The following is an 18,105-nucleotide window of genomic DNA, read 5'->3' as shown; positions in this document are numbered from 1 at the left end:
ACTTGCTCTTTAACAATTCGAATTTTGAAATAACGATGAATCAAGCGTTAAACCGGTGGAAAGCACTTTAACCTAGTGACTTTCTATTATCGTAAATCCAGAGAAGAGACAAAAGCTTCTTTGGTATGTGATTCTTAATATGACACTCTTCTGAGTGGAAACTATTTTGGGTTATATGGTCAAGTGACCAAGCGTGCACGGTGGATGCCTTGGCAGTCAGAGGCGATGAAGGACGTGGTAATCTGCGAAAAGCTCGGGGGAGTCGATAAACAGACTTTGATCCCGAGATGTCCGAATGGGGAAACCCACTCTACTTGTAGAGTATCCCACAGTGAATACATAGCTGTGTGGAGGCGAACCCGGGGAACTGAAACATCTAAGTACCCGGAGGAAAAGAAATCAACCGAGATTCCCTAAGTAGCGGCGAGCGAAAGGGGATTAGCCCTTAAGTTGATTTGGTGTTAGTAGAAGACTCTGGAAAGGGTCGCCGTAGAGGGTGATAGCCCCGTATACGAAAACGCCATTTTAATGAAAACGAGTAGGACGGGACACGTGTTATCCTGTCTGAATATGGGGGGACCATCCTCCAAGGCTAAATACTCCTGACTGACCGATAGTGAACCAGTACCGTGAGGGAAAGGCGAAAAGAACCCCTGTGAGGGGAGTGAAATAGATCCTGAAACCGTGTACGTACAAGCAGTGGGAGCCGATTTATTCGGTGACTGCGTACCTTTTGTATAATGGGTCAACGACTTATTTTCAGTAGCAAGGTTAAGCGAATAGTGGAGCCGTAGGGAAACCGAGTCTTAATAGGGCGTTTAGTTGCTGGGAATAGACCCGAAACCGGGCGATCTATCCATGAGCAGGTTGAAGGTTGGGTAACACTAACTGGAGGACCGAACCCACGTACGTTGAAAAGTCCGGGGATGACTTGTGGATAGGAGTGAAAGGCTAATCAAGCTCGGAGATAGCTGGTTCTCCTCGAAAGCTATTTAGGTAGCGCCTCGCGTATTGCCATTGGGGGTAGAGCACTGTTTGGGCTAGGGGGTCATCCCGACTTACCAACCCCATGCAAACTCCGAATACCAATGAGTATGAGCGCGGGAGACACACGGCGGGTGCTAACGTCCGTCGTGGAAAGGGAAACAACCCAGACCGTCAGCTAAGGTCCCAAAGTTACAGTTAAGTGGGAAACGATGTGGGAAGGCTCAGACAGCTAGGAGGTTGGCTTAGAAGCAGCCATCCTTTAAAGAAAGCGTAATAGCTCACTAGTCGAGTCGGCCTGCGCGGAAGATATAACGGGGCTCAAACTGTACACCGAAGCTACGGATTCAAGATTTATCTTGGATGGTAGAGGAGCGTTCTGTAGGCCGTTGAAGGGAAAGCTGTAAGGCATCCTGGAGGTATCAGAAGTGCGAATGTTGACATGAGTAACGATAAGGGGAGTGAAAAACTCCCCCGCCGGAAGACCAAGGTTTCCTGTCCCATGTTAATCAGGGCAGGGTGAGTCGGCCCCTAAGGCGAGGCAGAAATGCGTAGTCGATGGGAAACAGGTTAATATTCCTGTACTCGTGTATATTGCGATGGAGAGACGGAGAAGGCTAGGCCAGCGCGGCGATGGTTGTCCGCGTTTAAGGTTGTAGGCTGGGGTTTTAGGTAAATCCGGAACCCTTTAAGGCTGAGAATTGATGACGAGTCCTCTTTTGGACGAAGTGGTTGATGCCCTGCTTCCAGGAAAAACTTCTAAGCTTCAGATATACAGGAACCGTACCCCAAACCGACACAGGTGGTCAGGTAGAGAATACCAAGGCGCTTGAGAGAACTCGGGTGAAGGAACTAGGCAAAATGGTACCGTAACTTCGGGAGAAGGTACGCCGGCCGGTGTGAAGGACTTGCTCCGTAAGCACTAGTCGGTCGAAGATACCAGGTGGCTGCGACTGTTTATTAAAAACACAGCACTCTGCAAACACGAAAGTGGACGTATAGGGTGTGACGCCTGCCCGGTGCTTGAAGGTTAATTGATGGGGTTAGCGTAAGCGAAGCTCTTGATCGAAGCCCAAGTAAACGGCGGCCGTAACTATAACGGTCCTAAGGTAGCGAAATTCCTTGTCGGGTAAGTTCCGACCTGCACGAATGGCGTAACGATGGCCACACTGTCTCCACCCGAGACTCAGTGAAATTGAAATCGCAGTGAAGATGCTGTGTATCCGCGGCTAGACGGAAAGACCCCGTGAACCTTTACTATAGCTTCACAGTGAACTTTGAACCTACTTGTGTAGGATAGGTGGGAGGCTTTGAAGATAGGACGCCAGTTCTATTGGAGCCAATCTTGAAATACCACCCTGGTACGTTTGAGGTTCTAACTCAGGTCCCTTATCGGGATCGAGGACACTGTGTGGTGGGTAGTTTGACTGGGGCGGTCTCCTCCCAAAGAGTAACGGAGGAGCACGAAGGTGTGCTCAGCATGGTCGGAAATCATGCATAGAGTGTAAAGGCAAAAGCACGCTTAACTGCGAGACAGACACGTCGAGCAGGTACGAAAGTAGGTCTTAGTGATCCGGTGGTTCTGTATGGAAGGGCCATCGCTCAACGGATAAAAGGTACTCCGGGGATAACAGGCTGATACCGCCCAAGAGTTCACATCGACGGCGGTGTTTGGCACCTCGATGTCGGCTCATCACATCCTGGGGCTGAAGCCGGTCCCAAGGGTATGGCTGTTCGCCATTTAAAGTGGTACGCGAGCTGGGTTTAGAACGTCGTGAGACAGTTCGGTCCCTATCTGCCGTGGACGTTTGAGATTTGAGAGGAGCTGCTCCTAGTACGAGAGGACCGGAGTGGACGAACCTCTGGTGTTCCGGTTGTCACGCCAGTGGCATTGCCGGGTAGCTACGTTCGGACGGGATAACCGCTGAAAGCATCTAAGCGGGAAGCCTCCCTCAAGATAAGATCTCACTGGAACATAAGTTCCCTAAAGAGCCGTTGAAGACTACGACGTTGATAGGTTGGGTGTGTAAGTGCTGTGAGGCATTGAGCTAACCAATACTAATTGCTCGTGAGGCTTGACCATATAACACCAAAGTGGTTTACACATAGATTACGATTGAAGCTGGTTTATCGCTTGATCCACGTTATTTCAAAATGAATTGTTAAAGATCCAAGCAACGTATTCGCGTGTTTTGGTTGCAGAGTAGAAGAGCTCGAACCAGAACGATACGCAAACCGAATTGCTTGACGATCATAGAGGCGTTGAACCACCTGATCCCATCCCGAACTCAGAAGTGAAAAGCGCCATCGCCGATGGTAGTGTGGGGGATCCCATGTGAGAGTAGGTCGTCGTCAAGCTTTAAAATGAAAAGAACCCCGTCCTGCGAAGCAGGGCGGGGTTTTTTCGTTTAGAACCACGTCACGTATCTCCTCACTACTTCTGGATCCATGTGACTGAGCGATGTTCCGAAGGAACCAGCTCAGGACGCCGAATGGCGCTGCAAAGCAGGATGAAGCGCAGCGTCAGATCATTGTGGTCGTCGTTTTTAATATCCTCAGCGCTCTAATCTCCCCAGGCAAAACTGGATCCGAAACAGCAACGCCTTGCGTCACTGACGTCGTCAGCGGCTTATGTTGTTTCGGATCTTGTACGATGTTATCCAGATGATTTAAGGACGAAGCAACGCTTAGGATCATTGTGGTCGTCGTTTTTAATATCCTCAGCGCTCTAATCTCCCCAGACAAAACTGGATTCGAAACAGCGACGCCTTGCGTCACTGACGGTGTCAGCGGCTACGCTATGTTGGATCTTGTGCTGTCGAGGTAGGAAGTATCACTACTGTTTCACATGTGATAAGGCCATTGTGTTTATGTTGCAATGAGCGAGTTTATTCTCGTGGTTTCATGTGAATTAGAAACGGGAGGAAAGAAGAGCACAGACAGTACTCTTCTTGTACTGGGTTTATTGTTGATTGTATTCCGCTAAAATTTCATTGAATCTACCGGAGGCCTGAATTGCAAAAAGCCCTTTATTGAATGCGTCTCTAAGTTCCTCTGCGTTAGGAATGGACTTTGAAATTAGCAAGTAAAGGTTGTTCTCTTCTAACGGTGGAAGCAAAATCTGCAGTTGAGAGCCATCAAGTCCTGATGATTGAGCAGCGTCTTTCGCCACGGCCAGATTGTCCGCATATAAGTCGATTTCACCCATAGTTAATGCTTTTACGGCACTGCTCACTGAATCGAACTCGTGAAGCTGAGAAAAGTCAAAGGCATCAAAGGAGGCACCAATAGAAGAGCCTTCAATTTTACCTATTTTATATTCGTTAATTGCATTAAAAGAATTGTAGTTTTTCAGTGGAAAGTCAGAGGTCTTGATCAGGCCTACTAAAACGGTATAAATCGGGATGGAGTAATAGTAGTCCTTAGTTCTTTCCTCTGTGTAGTAAGCGCCAATAAGCGCATCTTTACTACCGGATTTCACCGTATCAAGTGCTGTTTGCCATCCCGTAAATTCGACAGTGCTGTCATAACCTGCTTCAGACAGAGCCTCTTCAACAATAGCAGTAATAAAGCCGCCATTATTCAAACTTTCAGCGTAAAAGGGAGACCAATTCATTGTGGTTAATTTAACAGTTTGTGCTGACACAATAAGGGGAAAGACGATGGTGATGACTGATATCAATAGCTTTAGTGATTTCATATTTTGGTTCCCTTTCAGTTATTTTTTTGATTATTAGGTGAACAGCTTCATTTTAATCTACCTCTTACTCTTGATAAATTGAATATCTATTCACGTTTTGTTACAGAATAAGTGTGAGTGTGAAAGAGTCGGTATTTTTGATGAAACCAGATCAAATATATATGCACTTAGACAAATGCATTTATTGGTGGACGACGGGAAACAGTTCATTCTCGAGTCTAATGAAGCAGATTGTGGCACTGTCATTGGCTTATATTGCTTCGTATCTTATTGATAATGAATAGAAATATAAACTTATCTTAATTGGCGATGAGAGGGTTAGGCTGAATCAAGTCAATACGCTTTCCTATTGTCAAGGTTGCTCATTTCGCTCTATGCTGATGCTTCACCATATGGGAACACTCAAATTACAGGAGAGTAAAATGAGCAGCGATGTGACGACGTTAGTAGACTTTTCAGCTTTTATTGATCCAGAATCTATTACTGAGATTGTCAGTAATGTGGATTTTGGGTGGGGGGATTTTTTCCAGCCTCACGATGAAGGTGAACTGTTTATTAGGAAGGATATTCCGATTGATAAAAATTGCTTTAGACACAGTATGTTGGTGTCGGTTGCAGCGGAGACTCAAGCCTTAAAACATACTCATGATGAACCTACTTTTAGGTTATTGATCGATGGCAGAGCGACGTTTAATGGCGTTGAGTACAAAGCTGGTGATTGGTTATTAGTACCGCGAAATTACCCCTACGATATGGTTACCCATGTTGGCTTCAAAGCCTTGGTTGAATTTGGCCTGCAATATGGATCGCCTGAAGTGAGTGAAGTCATTCCTTTATAATGCGTTATTTAAGGAATAAAAAAACGGAGCAGTAGCTCCGTTTTTATCCACATGCCGTTTCTTTTAAGTCAGTTTGTTTCGGTATGTTCATAACTTAGGCACTTATCCACTTCGTTTGCTACGCCAAGAATCACCACCACTCTCTGGTGAATGCCTTCTGGCTGGATATCAAGAATGCGTTGACTGCATGCATGTGCTTTACCAGCTGATTGTTTGATCAGCATGGCCATAGGGTTTGCTTGATACATCAAACGTAATTTCCCTGCTCGGTTTGGTGACTTGCTGTCCCAAGGGTAAATCAAGTACCGCCTCGACACAAAATACGATGTATTTCACCGACATCGTCAGCGGTTTATGCTGTTTAGGAGTTGTTCGTTTATATTACTGGCTGAGGAAGATGGGTTTCATCCAGCCGTGTTTTTTTAACAGCCTATCGTTTCTTCATGTTTCATTTTGTCAATCAAATAGTCCAGAAAGACTTTAACAACATTTGGTAGTGTTCTGCCGGAAAGGGTCTGTACTTCGATGTTTCTGACGTCCATTCCTCGATCTCGAATTGGTACTGCGATTAATTCTTGTGTTGCTATTTGATGGCGCATTGAGATTTCACCGGAAAGATGAATGCCACCACCAAAGCTTGTAAAGCGGCTTAGGGTTGCCATGTGGTTTGATTCAAGGATAGGTTCGAATAAAAGATTCAGGCGGCTGCAACAGATATCAAAGAGTTGTCTGACAGTGGTATTTTCTTCGGGCAGTGCAATGGGATAGGGCTGTAATTGCGAAAGCGAAACGGACTTTTTATGGGCAAGGGGGTGACTGGGGTGAAATACCGCCATAATAGGAGACGGCTGACGGTATTCAACTTTAATGTCTTTTGTTGGTGATAAGCTTAAGGTGATGCCAATGTCTGATTCGCCATGGCTGACCAGTTTGGCAACGTCTCCCGGTGCGCAGACTTTGAGATGAAAGTGAATGCCATCGTGTTGCCGACGAAAGTTTGAGATTGTGCGTGGAATAAAGTCCATGGCAAATCCTTCGGAGCAAGCGATATTAATGTGGCCTTTTTCAAGTCCGTTTAGCGCGCCTATCTCAGCAACAACTCTGGCGGATTCTAATGCATTCTTGCGCGCATACGTGGCCAGCATCTCGCCCGCTGCACTTAGCTTCATTCCTCTTGGTTGGCGTTCAAAAAGCGTTGCACCAAGTATGTCTTCTAAACTGCCAATTTGCCTACTGATTGCGCTAGAGGCTACGTTGAGTCGTATAGAGGCTTCGCTGATCGAGCCTAATTGCGCCACTTCTAGAAAATATCGAATGGCGGTGTCTTGAAGTCTTAGTGATGCTTTCATTGAAAATACCGTGGAAAAGTTCGAGTTATGTCGTCTTTAGAACACTTATTTGATTGTTCCAGACATATTTTTGATTTTGGTTTTTATCAAGCCATAGTGTTGCCTATTTGGCAATGAATGTTTGCATATTTGTTAATTGTGGCAATGCATTCTTTTCTATTAATGTGAAGGCAGGTTGTATTATTGTCACAATTTACCAATAGAATGATAGGAAGCAGAATGATGGAAAAAAGTCGTAGTCCCCGTTTTACTCTTCGAAAAACTCTTTTGAATTCTCTTATTACGTGTGCGATTGCCTCCTCTGCATCCGCATGGGCAGATAAAAGCAACGATACGCTTGTGTATGCTTCCGACAGTGAACCGGAAAACGTCAGTCCGTATCATAATAATTTACGCGAAGGCGTTATTTTGTCTCACATGGCGTGGGATACGTTAGCTTTTCGTGATCCAAGTACATCCGAATATAAGCCGTTGCTCGCGGAAAGCTGGGAATGGGAGGACAGTACGCATTTGGTGTTCAAACTACGTAAAGGCATTAAGTTCCATAATGGTGACGATTTCTCTGCCGAGGACGTCGCGTTTACATTCAATTATGTTGTCTCTCCCGAATCAAAGATCGTCACTCGAAAAAATGTGGATTGGATAGATCATGCTGAAATAGTAGACGATTACACTGTACGCCTTGTTCTTGTTAAGCCTTTCCCTGCAGCACTCGAGTATCTATCCGGCCCGACCCCAATATATCCAGCAAAGTACTTTAAAGAAGTTGGCATTGAAGGGTATTCAAAAGCGCCTATTGGAACAGGGCCTTACAAAATCACCAAAGTATTGACGGGCGAAGGCGTGAATTTAGAACGCTATGACGACTACTTCAAAGCCAGCCCCATTCCAAAACCAGCTATTAAGAAACTAGAATTCCGTGTGATTCCCGACCCTGATGCGCGACTTGCGCAGCTCATGACTGGGGACATCGACTGGATCTGGCGCGTACCTTCTGATCAAGCCGATCAAATGAAAATGATGCCGGGACTTGATGTCAAAAGCGCCGAAACCATGCGCATTGGTTACCTGCGTATTGATACTGTAAGTGAAACCCTTAAAGATTCTCCATTTAACAACAAGCTTGTTCGAGAAGCCGTGAACCACGCGATTGATCGTGATGCGTTCTCTCAAGACCTTATTCGCGGCGGCAGCCGTTCTGTTTATACGCCGTGTTTCCCAACTCAGTTCGGTTGTGACACTGAAGCAGCCAAGAAATACGAATACGACGTTGATAAAGCCAAAGCACTGCTTGCAGAAGCGGGTTACCCAGACGGTTTTGAAACAGAATTTTATGCTTATCGCGAGCGTGATTTAGCCGAAGCCATGATGGGCTATCTGAGCGAAATTGGCATCAAAGCAAACCTTCATTTTATGAAATACGCGGCGCTTCGTACCGATCAACGCGCAGGCAAGGTGCCATTGTCGTTCCAGACTTGGGGTTCTTACTCTGTCAACGACGCATCTGCAATTACCAGTGTGTTCTTTAAAGGTGGAATCGACGATTCTGCTAAAGACGAAGCCGTCATTAAACTGCTGGATACGGCAGACAGTTCAGTCGATCCTAATACGCGTAAAAAAGCCTACTCACAAGCAATCAAACGCATCTCTGAAGAAGCGTATTGGGTGCCAATGTTCTCGTACTCCAGTAACTATGCGTTCAGTGATACTTTGCAATTTACGCCGTATCCAGATGAATTGCCGCGTTTCTACGAGTCTACTTGGAAGTAAAGCGACTCGTCGTCAATTTAGAATTTAGGAGAAAATATGCTGGTGTTTATATTTCGTCGGTTGCTGGTTGCGATCAGTGTGGCGATTACGGTTTCCATTATTAGCTTTATGCTACTGCATTTGTCAGGCGATCTAGCAACGGCCATTGCGGGGCCGGAGTCGACAGTCGATCAGGTGGAAGAAATTCGCGTCGCATTTGGTTTAGACAAACCGATTATCCAGCAATACTTTTCCTGGTTAAGTTCGGCCGTTCAATTGGATTTTGGGCGCTCATATTATTTTCAAGATACGGTTATGGATTTAATAAGTGAGCGCCTTCCAATCACCTTAACACTCGGCGCTTTGGCGCTGGGTATTGCGACCTTTGTTGCGATTCCACTGGGTGTGCTTGCCGCGATAAAGCAAGATACATGGATAGATCGTCTTGCGCTAATGATTGCTGTAGTGGGACAGGCGATGCCAAGCTTTTGGTTCGCCTTGACCTTAATTGTTGTCTTTGCCGTAAATCTTCATTGGTTACCGGCGGGTGGGAATTCAACATGGATGCATTTTATATTGCCAGCGATTGCGCTTGGCTATTATGCGATGCCTGCCATGATGAGGCTGACTCGTACCGGAATGTTGGAAGTATTGGGGTCGGACTATATTAGAACCGCTCGCTCTAAAGGCTTAAGTGAAACGTCTGTTGTCTTCAAACATGCTCTGCGAAATGCTGTGATTCCCGTAGTGGCGCTTGCCGCAGTGGAGCTGGGTTTCATGCTTGGCGGATCGATTGTAATTGAATCCGTTTTCTCCCTTAAAGGATTAGGACAGCTGGCTTGGGATGCCATTTCTCGAAATGATTACCCAGTTGTACAGGCTGTCGTACTTATCATCGCGGTGTTTTACATTGCATTAACCTTTGTTGCAGACGTGATCAACGCTATGTTGGATCCTCGTTTGCGAGTTAGATAAAGGAAGCACATTATGTCTCAAACTCTTTCTAACTCAACGTCGAGCTCTCCAGTGTCAGAATTGTCTGGCCCAGAAGCATCTGGGTTACCTGTGGTGCCAGAGTGGCGACGAGCGCTTAATAAGTTTTTAGGTCATCGAGGGCTTTTCATAGGCTCCGTCATTTTAGGTGTTATTGTTCTGGCAGCGATATTTGCGCCTTGGTTGGCACCTCATGATCCTTATGTACAGAACATCTCTCAACGCATGATCCCGCCAATATGGCATGAAAAAGGAACATGGGAACACATTCTAGGAACCGATAAGTTAGGGCGAGATTACCTTAGTCGCTTACTTTATGGTGCGCGAATTTCTTTGACGATTGGCTTAACCGCAGCGCTTATTTCTGGGGTTATTGGAACGACGCTAGGTGTCTTGGCGGGCTATTTTGGTGGCCGAACGGATGCGGTCATCAGTTACATCATTACCACTCGATTAGCCTTGCCCGTGCTATTGGTTGCCTTAGCTATGGCTGCGTTAGTGGGGGGATCACTTGAAATGGTGATTATCCTACTGGGTTTGCTCTTGTGGGATCGTTTCGCCGTGGTGGCTCGTTCGACGACCCAGCAATTACGTGATGCTGAGTTCATTGCATCCGCAAAAGTATTAGGGGCATCCACCTCTTATATTCTGATTCGTGAGTTACTGCCCAATATTCTTAGTGCGCTGATTGTCGTTATTACGCTGGAAATGGCGCACGCCATTTTACTCGAAGCTACCTTGTCCTTCTTGGGGCTAGGTGTACAACCGCCGTTACCGTCATGGGGGCTAATGGTGTCAGAGGGTAAAGCGTATATGTTTTTCCAACCTTGGGTCATTGCGATTCCGGGCATTACCTTGATGATTTTGGTGTTAGCGATCAATCTGGTTGGTGATGGATTAAGAGATATGAACGCTCCCGAAGGGCGCAATTAGTAGGCAGGAGAAAGGTTAAATGAGTCGAGTTTTAGAGGTTAAAAATCTTCAGGTTGATTTACCGACTGCCAATGGAACATTGCGTGCGGTGCGTGGCATTGACCTGTCGGTAGAAAAAGGTGAGATGCTGTGTATTGTCGGCGAGTCAGGATGCGGTAAATCCATGACGTCAATGGCGCTTATGGGCTTGTTACCCAAAAAAGCAAAGGTATCAGCAGACAAAATGGAGTTTGATGGTCTGGATTTGCTGTCTCTTTCGAAGAAAAAGCGCAATGGCGTTCGTGGGTTGCGAATGTCGATGATTTTTCAGGAGCCTATGACATCGCTGAATCCATCCTACACATTAGGAAACCAGCTTTGTGAAGGCATTATGCGACACAAAGGGCTGACTAAAGACAAAGCCGAAGAACGAGCCATCTATTTATTAGAACGTGCTGGGGTACCTTATCCAGAAAAGCGCCTTAGTCAGTATCCTCATCAGTTGTCAGGCGGGCTGCGACAACGGGTTATGATCGCTATGGCCCTAATGTGTGAGCCTGATCTCATCATTGCAGATGAGCCCACAACTGCCTTGGATGTGACCATTCAAGCACAAATCTTGCGATTGATTCGTGAGCTGCAGCAGGAATTTGGAACGGCTGTCGTTTTCATAACGCACGATCTGGGCGTTGTGGCACGTATCGCTGACCGAGTTGCGGTGATGTACGCAGGTCAAGTCGTGGAAACGGGCTTAACGAACGATATTTTTAATAATCCAAGCCATCCGTACACGCAAGGCTTGCTAAGTTGCATTCCTATCCCAGGGAAAACGGCGCCGGGAAGTCATCTTGAATCCATTCCAGGGGTCGTGCCGAGTTTGATTGGTGATTTAGCGGGTTGTGCCTTTCGAAACCGATGTAAACATGCGACAAAGGGATGCGCAACCGACACGCCGACACTGGTAGAGTTTACTGCGCCTTCTAGTCATCAAGTGCGTTGCCCAGTCTCAGTTGAATCCTTAAAGGAGGCGGTGTAATGCCACAATATGCATTGGAACTTTGCGACCTATCACGTCATTTTCAACTGAAAAACGGTGTGTTCAGTGCGCCGACGACACTTAAAGCCGTTGACGGTGTTTCGCTACGCATTCCACCGGGCGAAACATTGGGATTAGTTGGGGAATCTGGCTGTGGTAAAAGTACCTTAGCCAAGATGATTTTAGGGCTGTTGCCGCCGACAGACGGCAGTGTGTTGGTCAATGATCAGGTCATCAGCAACGGCAATCGCTTTGCATTAGCCAAACAGTTGCAGCCTATTTTTCAGGATCCGTATTCCTCTCTGAATCCTCGTAAAACCATTCGTCAGATCATTAGTTTGCCTCTTCAGCTGCATAAAGTCGGGGATAAAAGAAGCCAACAAGCATCCGTTAAGCAGATGAGTGATTTGGTTGGATTACCCGAGCGCTTATTGGATCAGTATCCGGGACAATTGTCAGGTGGTCAGCGCCAGCGTGTCGCAATTGCTCGGGCATTGATACTGAAACCCAGTATTTTGGTGTGTGATGAGCCGACGTCGGCGTTGGATGTCTCTGTACAGGCACAAATCCTAAATCTATTGATGGATCTGAAACAAGAGCTGGGTCTGACTTATTTGTTTATCAGCCACAACTTAGGTGTGGTGGAACATTTAGTGGATCGAGTGGCGGTTATGTACCGTGGCAAGCTTGTCGAGCAGGGAACCCGAGAGGATATTTTCTGTAATGCACAACACCCTTACACACAAGCATTGTTGTCATCTGTTTTAACACCAGAGCCTTCTTTAGGGTTACCTGAATTACAGGATGACAGTGCATGGGCAAACGCGTCTTAAAAGCCATATACCTCATGTCGTAAAGCTATCCTATCTACTAAGGAGACAAGATGAGTCGCCAATTAAGTATTGTTGCGTCAGAGTCGTATTTTGACTCTGGCGAGTTTTTTGACGCGTTAAGTCAGCGTGTTGCGATAAAAAGTGAGAGCCAAAACCGCAAGGATTTTCAGCCGCTTTATACCTATTTAGAAGATGTGATGACCCCTGAGCTTGAAGCCATGGGATTCAAAATTTCAATATTACCTAACCCCGTTACTGAGGAAGAGGCGCCGGGCTCATGGCCATTTTTATTTGCTGAACGTATAGAAGATCCGAGTGCGTTGACACTGCTAACCTATGGGCACGGTGATGTTGTACTTGGGTACGATGATCAATGGAAAGAAGGCTTATCACCTTGGACGTTAACCGCGACAGGCGATCGTTGGTATGGGCGTGGTGCGGCAGACAATAAAGCGCAACATACGATCAACCTCGCGTCTTTAAAATCGGTCTTGAACGCAAAAGACGGCAAGCTCGGCTTTAATGTGAAAGTGTTAATCGAAACGGGCGAAGAGGTGGGTTCTCCTGGTTTGACGGAATTTTGTACCTTGCACAAGGAAGCTCTGAAAGCCGATCTTTTTCTCGCGTCAGATGGGCCTAGACTGGACGCCAATTCCCCTACTGTGTTTCTTGGTTCTCGTGGCGGTTTTAATTTCGATTTGACCGTTAACTTGCGAGAAGGTGCTCACCATTCAGGTAACTGGGGGGGATTGCTTAGCAATGCGGGAACGCGTCTAGCTCACGCATGGGCGTCTATGGTGGATGCCAAAGGCAGAATACGTGTTCCATCATTGCTGCCGAATGAGTTACCCGATGCGGTTCGAGAGGCTCTACAAGATATTAAAGTGGGTTTGGATGAGAACAATCCGGACATTGACCTTGAATGGGGAGAGCCGGAACTGTCACCTGCCGAACAAGTCTTTGGCTGGAACACGCTTGAGATGCTTGCCTGCAAAACCGGCAACCCAGATAACCCTGTGAACGCCATTCCAGGGTACGCAAAAGCGAATTGCCAAATTCGTTTCGTCGTCGGAACGGACAGCGATAACTTCCTAAAAAATATCCGTACTCACTTAACGGAGCAGGGGTTTGACGATGTAGAGGTTTCCCAAAATGGGGAACCCATGCACGCGACTCGATTAAACCCAGATGACCCTTGGGTAGATTGGGCGCTTAAATCGCTGGAAAAAACGACCAATAAAAAAACCGCTTTGCTGCCTAATTTGGGGGGCTCGATTCCCAATTATGTGTTTTCTGACATTCTCGGATTGCCGACGGTTTGGGTGCCTCATTCGTATCCCGCATGCAGTCAACATGCGCCAAACGAACATGTGTTAGCACCCGTGTGTCGCGAAGCATTGCAAATAATGACAGGACTTTTTTGGGATCTATCCGAGCAAGGTGAGCACATTCGTCAGGCTCGTAACGCATCTAAAAGCAATTAATTACTAAGGAATATTTACATGGATAAGGTTGTTAGTAGGAAAGTCGATAACATGACATCAAGATTAGCTTCTGAGCTAGATAACTACGCCGATTTGCTTTGTGATTGGATTGCAACGCAAGAAGACGCGATGATTGATTGTCTTGAAGCGTTGGTAAATGTTGATTCTAATAGCTATGACAAAACAGGCGTAGATGAAGCCGGAAAGTTGATGGAATCTTGGCTGGTGGAAGACGGCATTGCTTGTACTTGGCATGCTCTAGAAAATTCAGGAGATGTATTGGAAGCCCAAGTTGGGGTGAACGAAACAAATGCCAATGCCCCTGCGATTTTTGTGATGGGCCATCGTGATACCGTATTCCCTAAAGGCACATTGGAAACTCGACGATTCAGTCGAGATGGCATGAAGGCTTTTGGCCCCGGCGTTGCGGATATGAAGTCTGGGTTGGTACTGAATTGTTTTGTATTGAAAGGTTTGCAACATTTATTGAAAACCAGCGACATTCAACAGCTACCGTCTCCTGTTATTGGTTTGTTTACCGGAGACGAGGAGATTGGCTCGCCAGAAGGTCGCTTTGTTATTCGTGACCGTGTAGCCGGAGCGAAAGCCGTTTTTAATGCCGAACCCGGACGCATCAGTGGAAATGTGGTGTCGGCGCGTAAAGGGGGAGCGAGCTTTGAAATCCAAGTGACTGGAAGGGCGGCTCATTCGGGCGTAAACCATGCGGATGGTATCAGTGCAATTGGTGCATTGGCTCAACTCGTAACATCGTTACATGCATTGACCGATTATGACAAAGGCATCACCACGAACATAGGTCTTATCAGTGGTGGGATGTCTTCAAATACCGTCGCTCCAACGGCAACGGCACGTCTTGACCTTCGCTTCATGACACTAGAGCAAGGCGAAGAAGCCAAAGCCCAAATTAATGCCATTATTGAAACGCCAGTGATCGAAGGCGCCATCGCAACGATAAAAATCTTGTCAGAATTTCAGCCCTTTGAAGCGTCAATGAGTGACGTTGTGTTGGCGCATTATCAACGTCAGGCAAACTCAGTTGGTTTTTCTGTTGAGGGTGAGTTTACAGGCGGTTGTTCTGATGCGGGTTTTACCTCGTCTATGGGCGTGCCCACCTTATGCGGAACGGGTCCTGTGGGGGCGAAAATGCACACAGAGGATGAGTATTGTTTGATGGATACGTTTGTACCAAGGACACAAGCCGTCGCGAAAAGTATTTTATTGCTTTGATTGCCGCACTGATCTCAATGACTAAACATTATTCTTAGTGTTCTTGAGGCTCCTCATTAATACAGCACTCGTCTGTTAAATAATGGATTACTTCGTTTAGGGCGTCGAATTTTGGAAAGCAGTACAAGGTTCGGCTCTCTCTTACTTGCTCAACAAGTCCTACCCTGACCATCCGCGATATATGGTGTGACAAAGTGGAACCAGGAATGTCCAATTGTTCCTGAATTTCACCTACTGGTGCGCCAGTGTTCCCGGCTTTCACTAGATGTTTCAAGATGGCTAAACGAGTAGGGTGTCCAAGCTCTGCCAGCTTTTCCGCAATGACTTCAATTGACAAGAGATTTCCTTTTTATGTGGATATGTTCGAATACATTTATACCATTTTATGGATCAATATTTCTAATAGCATGGAAATAATTTGACATTTCTATAATTGTAGAAATAATATATTTCTACATTTGTAGAATTATGGATTTATTTTCTGGCTATTTATGAGAGTGTGATTATGAGTAATCAAACAGCAAATACTGGAGTGGAAATTGGAAGCGGAGATGAGCAGTCTTCTGTGGAATCGAGCTGCTGTGAGACAGCCTGCCGTACGTCGACGAACAAAGATGTAACGTATTACATCAAAAAACTGTTAACCCCTTGGTCTGCTATAGCACTTATTTCTGCCAGTGTTTTTATGTTAGATCGTTTTGCGTTCTCGGAATTTTTTACGATCGCGAGTGCCTCATTCATAGCAACACTACCGTTTATTGTTTTTGCTGTTTTGATGATCGCATACTTAAAGTCTACCGGTGCGGAGTCGTTAGTAGCGAAGGCCTTTGATGGTCGAGAGAACCGGATGATTTTACTGGCTGCTGTTTTTGGAGGATTAGCGCCGTTTTGTTCATGCGAGGTCATTCCGTTTATTTCTGGGCTGTTGGCAATTGGTATACCTCTACCTGCAGTGATGGCTTTTTGGCTTTCAAGTCCCCTTATTGATCCGCCAGCCCTTATTATTACTGCCAGCGCACTAGGTTGGCCTTTTGCAATAGGGAAAGCCATTATCGCCGTTGGTCTTGGGCTTCTTGGAGGTTTCGGTATAAAGGCGTTAATGCGCCACTCTAGCTTTGCTTCTCCGCTAAAATCTACCCCATTAGTTGGAACGTGTTGTACCACCATTACCTCCTCTGGTGTGCAATGGCGGTTCTGGGAAGAGAGTCAAAGACGACAGACATTTATCGAGCAGATGAAGGAGAATATAGTGTTTCTCGTTAAATGGATGATGTTTGCCTATGTACTTGAAGCCCTCTTGATTTTGTATATTCCTGCTGAAGTGATTAGTCAGATTGTGGGGGGGGACGGACTGTTTTCGGTTATCGTTGGCGCCGCAGTAGGTATGCCTGCTTACCTAAATGGTTATGCCGCACCAGCTCTAATTGCAGGCTTTATTAATCAAGGCATGACAACGGGGGCGGCGATGGCTTTTATGACTGCGGGAGCGATTAGCTCTATTCCAGCGATGACAGCGGTGTGGAGTTTGGTTAAGAAAGAAGTCTTTATCGCCTATCTAACCATTGGTTTTGTTGGGTCTGTTCTGTTTGGGGGGGTGTTTGGAGTGCTTATTTAGATAAGGATTTGAGCTTTGTAATGTGTCTCGTAATTCATAAGTGAGAGACATCTTAGGTCTCAACAATAACCGGCATATTTTGTCCAATTGCACCTATGATCGTTGGGGTTAAGTTATTACCAAACTCCTTATCCATGGGCTTACCAACCTTATGCGGAACGAGGCCTGTGGGGACAGTGTTGTTTTGCTGATTGTTTGGAATGCTTTGTGAATAAGGAAGGTGCCATGGACAAAGCAGCTTGATTTCTACAGTCTGCTTTGTCCTGTGGTCTTTTATTGCATGCTTTAGTGACTTAAGTGGTTATTCACAAGTCTAGCTGGGCGCTAGACTTTTTATTTTATGTTAATAACTTAGGCACTTATCCACTTCGTTTGCTGCGCCAAGAATCACCGCCACTCTCTGGTGAATGCCTTCTGGCTGGATATCAAGAATGCGTTGACTGTGTGTATGTGCTTTACCACCTGATTGTTCGATCAGCATGGCCATAGGGTTTGCTTCATACATCAAACGCAATTTACCGGCTCGATTGGGTGACTTGCTGTCCCAAGGGTAAATGAAGATACCGCCTCGACACAAAATACGATGTACGTCACCGACCATAGCGGCAACCCAACGCATGTTGAAATCTTTTTCACGGGTGCCGGTGGCACCTGCAACAAGATCATTTACATAGGTTTGCATAGCGGCTGACCAGAAACGTTGGTTAGACATATTAATGGCAAATTCTTGTGTATCCGCAGGGACTTCGACCTTACTTTGAGTCTGAATAAACTCATTTTTTTCAGGATCAAGCGTAAACATTTGCACGCCTTGGCCTGTGGTCAGTACCAGCATGCAGGATGGACCGTAAAGAACGTAACCCGCAGCGACTTGCTCTGTCCCTGGTTTTAGGAAACTTTGTTCGGTTGCCGCGTCACTACCGGTATCATGGTAGATGGAGAAAATGGTACCCACCATGGCATTGATGTCTATGTTGGATGAGCCATCTAATGGGTCGAAAGCGATTAAATATTCGCCGGCGGTATTAGCAGGAACAATATCGTCTTCTTCTTCTGATGCAACCGCTCGAACCTCTGGACAGGCTAATAACGCGGTTTTAAGCATGTCGTTAGAGATGATATCGAGTTTCTTTTGTTCCTCTCCTTGCACATTTTCATTTCCAGCAACCCCCAGAATACCGGCAAGAGAGCCCTTGTGAAGTGCGTTGCAAATATCAATACAAGTGTTCGTGGTTGTCATCAATACATCTTGTAGAGCCGAAGGCGTGGTGGAGGCTTTCAAAACCTGTGTGAGGGTTTGCATGCTGTGCATTTCCTTTGTATTTATTGATGTCAGAAATTATGCCACTGCATCATGCCGGAG

14 protein-coding genes and 2 rRNA genes are annotated in these 18,105 nt (G+C 46.1%); 11 read left to right on the top strand and 5 right to left on the bottom strand.

The annotated features are described in order from the left end of the window. Nucleotides 1–177: 177 nt before the first annotated feature. Nucleotides 178–3,067 (top strand): 23S ribosomal RNA (locus MAR181_RS16495). 160 nt (nucleotides 3,068–3,227) lie between these two features. Further along, nucleotides 3,228–3,342, top strand: a 5S ribosomal RNA gene (rrf, locus tag MAR181_RS16490). Between the two features lie 604 nt (nucleotides 3,343–3,946). Here the strand turns inward: rrf and MAR181_RS16485 are convergent. Further along, on the bottom strand, nucleotides 3,947–4,684 hold the full coding sequence (locus MAR181_RS16485; RefSeq protein ID WP_013797742.1) for a substrate-binding periplasmic protein: 738 nt from the start codon (nucleotides 4,682–4,684) through the stop codon (nucleotides 3,947–3,949). Nucleotides 4,685–5,106: 422 nt separating this feature from the next. Between MAR181_RS16485 and MAR181_RS16480 the strand changes: the two genes are divergently transcribed. After that, entirely contained in the window at nucleotides 5,107–5,523 is a 417-nt protein-coding gene (locus MAR181_RS16480) for a cupin domain-containing protein (protein WP_013797741.1), read from the top strand. 68 nt (nucleotides 5,524–5,591) lie between these two features. On the opposite strand, the gene MAR181_RS16475 is transcribed toward MAR181_RS16480, so the two are convergent. Both MAR181_RS16475 and MAR181_RS16470 read right to left on the bottom strand, forming a co-directional pair. Then, nucleotides 5,592–5,825: an FIG domain-containing protein gene (locus MAR181_RS16475; protein ID WP_041651432.1), complete on the bottom strand. Its 234-nt coding sequence runs from the start codon at nucleotides 5,823–5,825 to the stop codon at nucleotides 5,592–5,594. A gap of 120 nt (nucleotides 5,826–5,945) precedes the next feature. Continuing rightward, entirely contained in the window at nucleotides 5,946–6,872 is a 927-nt protein-coding gene (locus MAR181_RS16470) for a LysR family transcriptional regulator (protein ID WP_013797740.1), read from the bottom strand. Nucleotides 6,873–7,091: 219 nt separating this feature from the next. Between MAR181_RS16470 and MAR181_RS16465 the strand changes: the two genes are divergently transcribed. From MAR181_RS16465 to MAR181_RS16435, 7 genes are read left to right on the top strand one after another with little or no spacing between them, the layout of a single operon-like run. After that, the gene (locus MAR181_RS16465) at nucleotides 7,092–8,642 is read left to right on the top strand and encodes an ABC transporter substrate-binding protein (RefSeq protein ID WP_013797739.1); all 1,551 of its coding nucleotides are present in this window, start codon (nucleotides 7,092–7,094) and stop codon (nucleotides 8,640–8,642) included. 36 nt (nucleotides 8,643–8,678) lie between these two features. Further along, nucleotides 8,679–9,596, top strand: a complete 918-nt coding sequence (locus tag MAR181_RS16460) for an ABC transporter permease (protein WP_013797738.1) — start codon at nucleotides 8,679–8,681, stop codon at nucleotides 9,594–9,596. 12 nt (nucleotides 9,597–9,608) lie between these two features. Beyond that, nucleotides 9,609–10,547, top strand: coding sequence for an ABC transporter permease (locus MAR181_RS16455; protein WP_013797737.1), 939 nt, complete (start codon nucleotides 9,609–9,611; stop codon nucleotides 10,545–10,547). Nucleotides 10,548–10,566: 19 nt separating this feature from the next. Then, nucleotides 10,567–11,562: an ABC transporter ATP-binding protein gene (locus MAR181_RS16450; RefSeq protein ID WP_013797736.1), complete on the top strand. Its 996-nt coding sequence runs from the start codon at nucleotides 10,567–10,569 to the stop codon at nucleotides 11,560–11,562. Next, on the top strand, nucleotides 11,562–12,395 hold the full coding sequence (locus MAR181_RS16445) for an ATP-binding cassette domain-containing protein (protein ID WP_013797735.1): 834 nt from the start codon (nucleotides 11,562–11,564) through the stop codon (nucleotides 12,393–12,395). The genes MAR181_RS16450 and MAR181_RS16445 overlap by 1 nt, the downstream gene beginning before the upstream one ends. Nucleotides 12,396–12,445: 50 nt before the next feature. Continuing rightward, the gene (locus MAR181_RS16440) at nucleotides 12,446–13,879 is read left to right on the top strand and encodes a M20 family metallopeptidase (RefSeq protein ID WP_013797734.1); all 1,434 of its coding nucleotides are present in this window, start codon (nucleotides 12,446–12,448) and stop codon (nucleotides 13,877–13,879) included. Between the two features lie 51 nt (nucleotides 13,880–13,930). After that, nucleotides 13,931–15,127, top strand: coding sequence for a M20 family metallopeptidase (locus MAR181_RS16435; protein WP_049782776.1), 1,197 nt, complete (start codon nucleotides 13,931–13,933; stop codon nucleotides 15,125–15,127). A 34-nt stretch (nucleotides 15,128–15,161) separates the two neighbouring features. On the opposite strand, the gene MAR181_RS16430 is transcribed toward MAR181_RS16435, so the two are convergent. Then, a complete protein-coding gene (locus tag MAR181_RS16430; RefSeq protein ID WP_013797732.1) occupies nucleotides 15,162–15,464 on the bottom strand; it encodes an ArsR/SmtB family transcription factor in 303 nt (100 codons plus the stop codon). A 168-nt stretch (nucleotides 15,465–15,632) separates the two neighbouring features. On the opposite strand from MAR181_RS16430, the gene MAR181_RS16425 reads away from it, so the two are divergent. Next, the gene (locus MAR181_RS16425; protein WP_013797731.1) at nucleotides 15,633–16,742 is read left to right on the top strand and encodes a permease; all 1,110 of its coding nucleotides are present in this window, start codon (nucleotides 15,633–15,635) and stop codon (nucleotides 16,740–16,742) included. 343 nt (nucleotides 16,743–17,085) lie between these two features. Here MAR181_RS16425 and MAR181_RS16420 read toward each other — a convergent pair whose 3' ends face one another. After that, complete coding sequence (locus tag MAR181_RS16420) at nucleotides 17,086–18,045, bottom strand: class 1 fructose-bisphosphatase (protein WP_013797730.1); 960 nt, start codon at nucleotides 18,043–18,045, stop codon at nucleotides 17,086–17,088. Nucleotides 18,046–18,105: the final 60 nt, after the last annotated feature.

The organism is Marinomonas posidonica IVIA-Po-181 (genome assembly GCF_000214215.1).
Classification (GTDB): Bacteria; Pseudomonadota; Gammaproteobacteria; order Pseudomonadales; family Marinomonadaceae; genus Marinomonas; species Marinomonas posidonica.
Note: the sequence above shows the minus strand (reverse complement) of the source record. Positions and strands in the feature narration are given on the sequence as shown.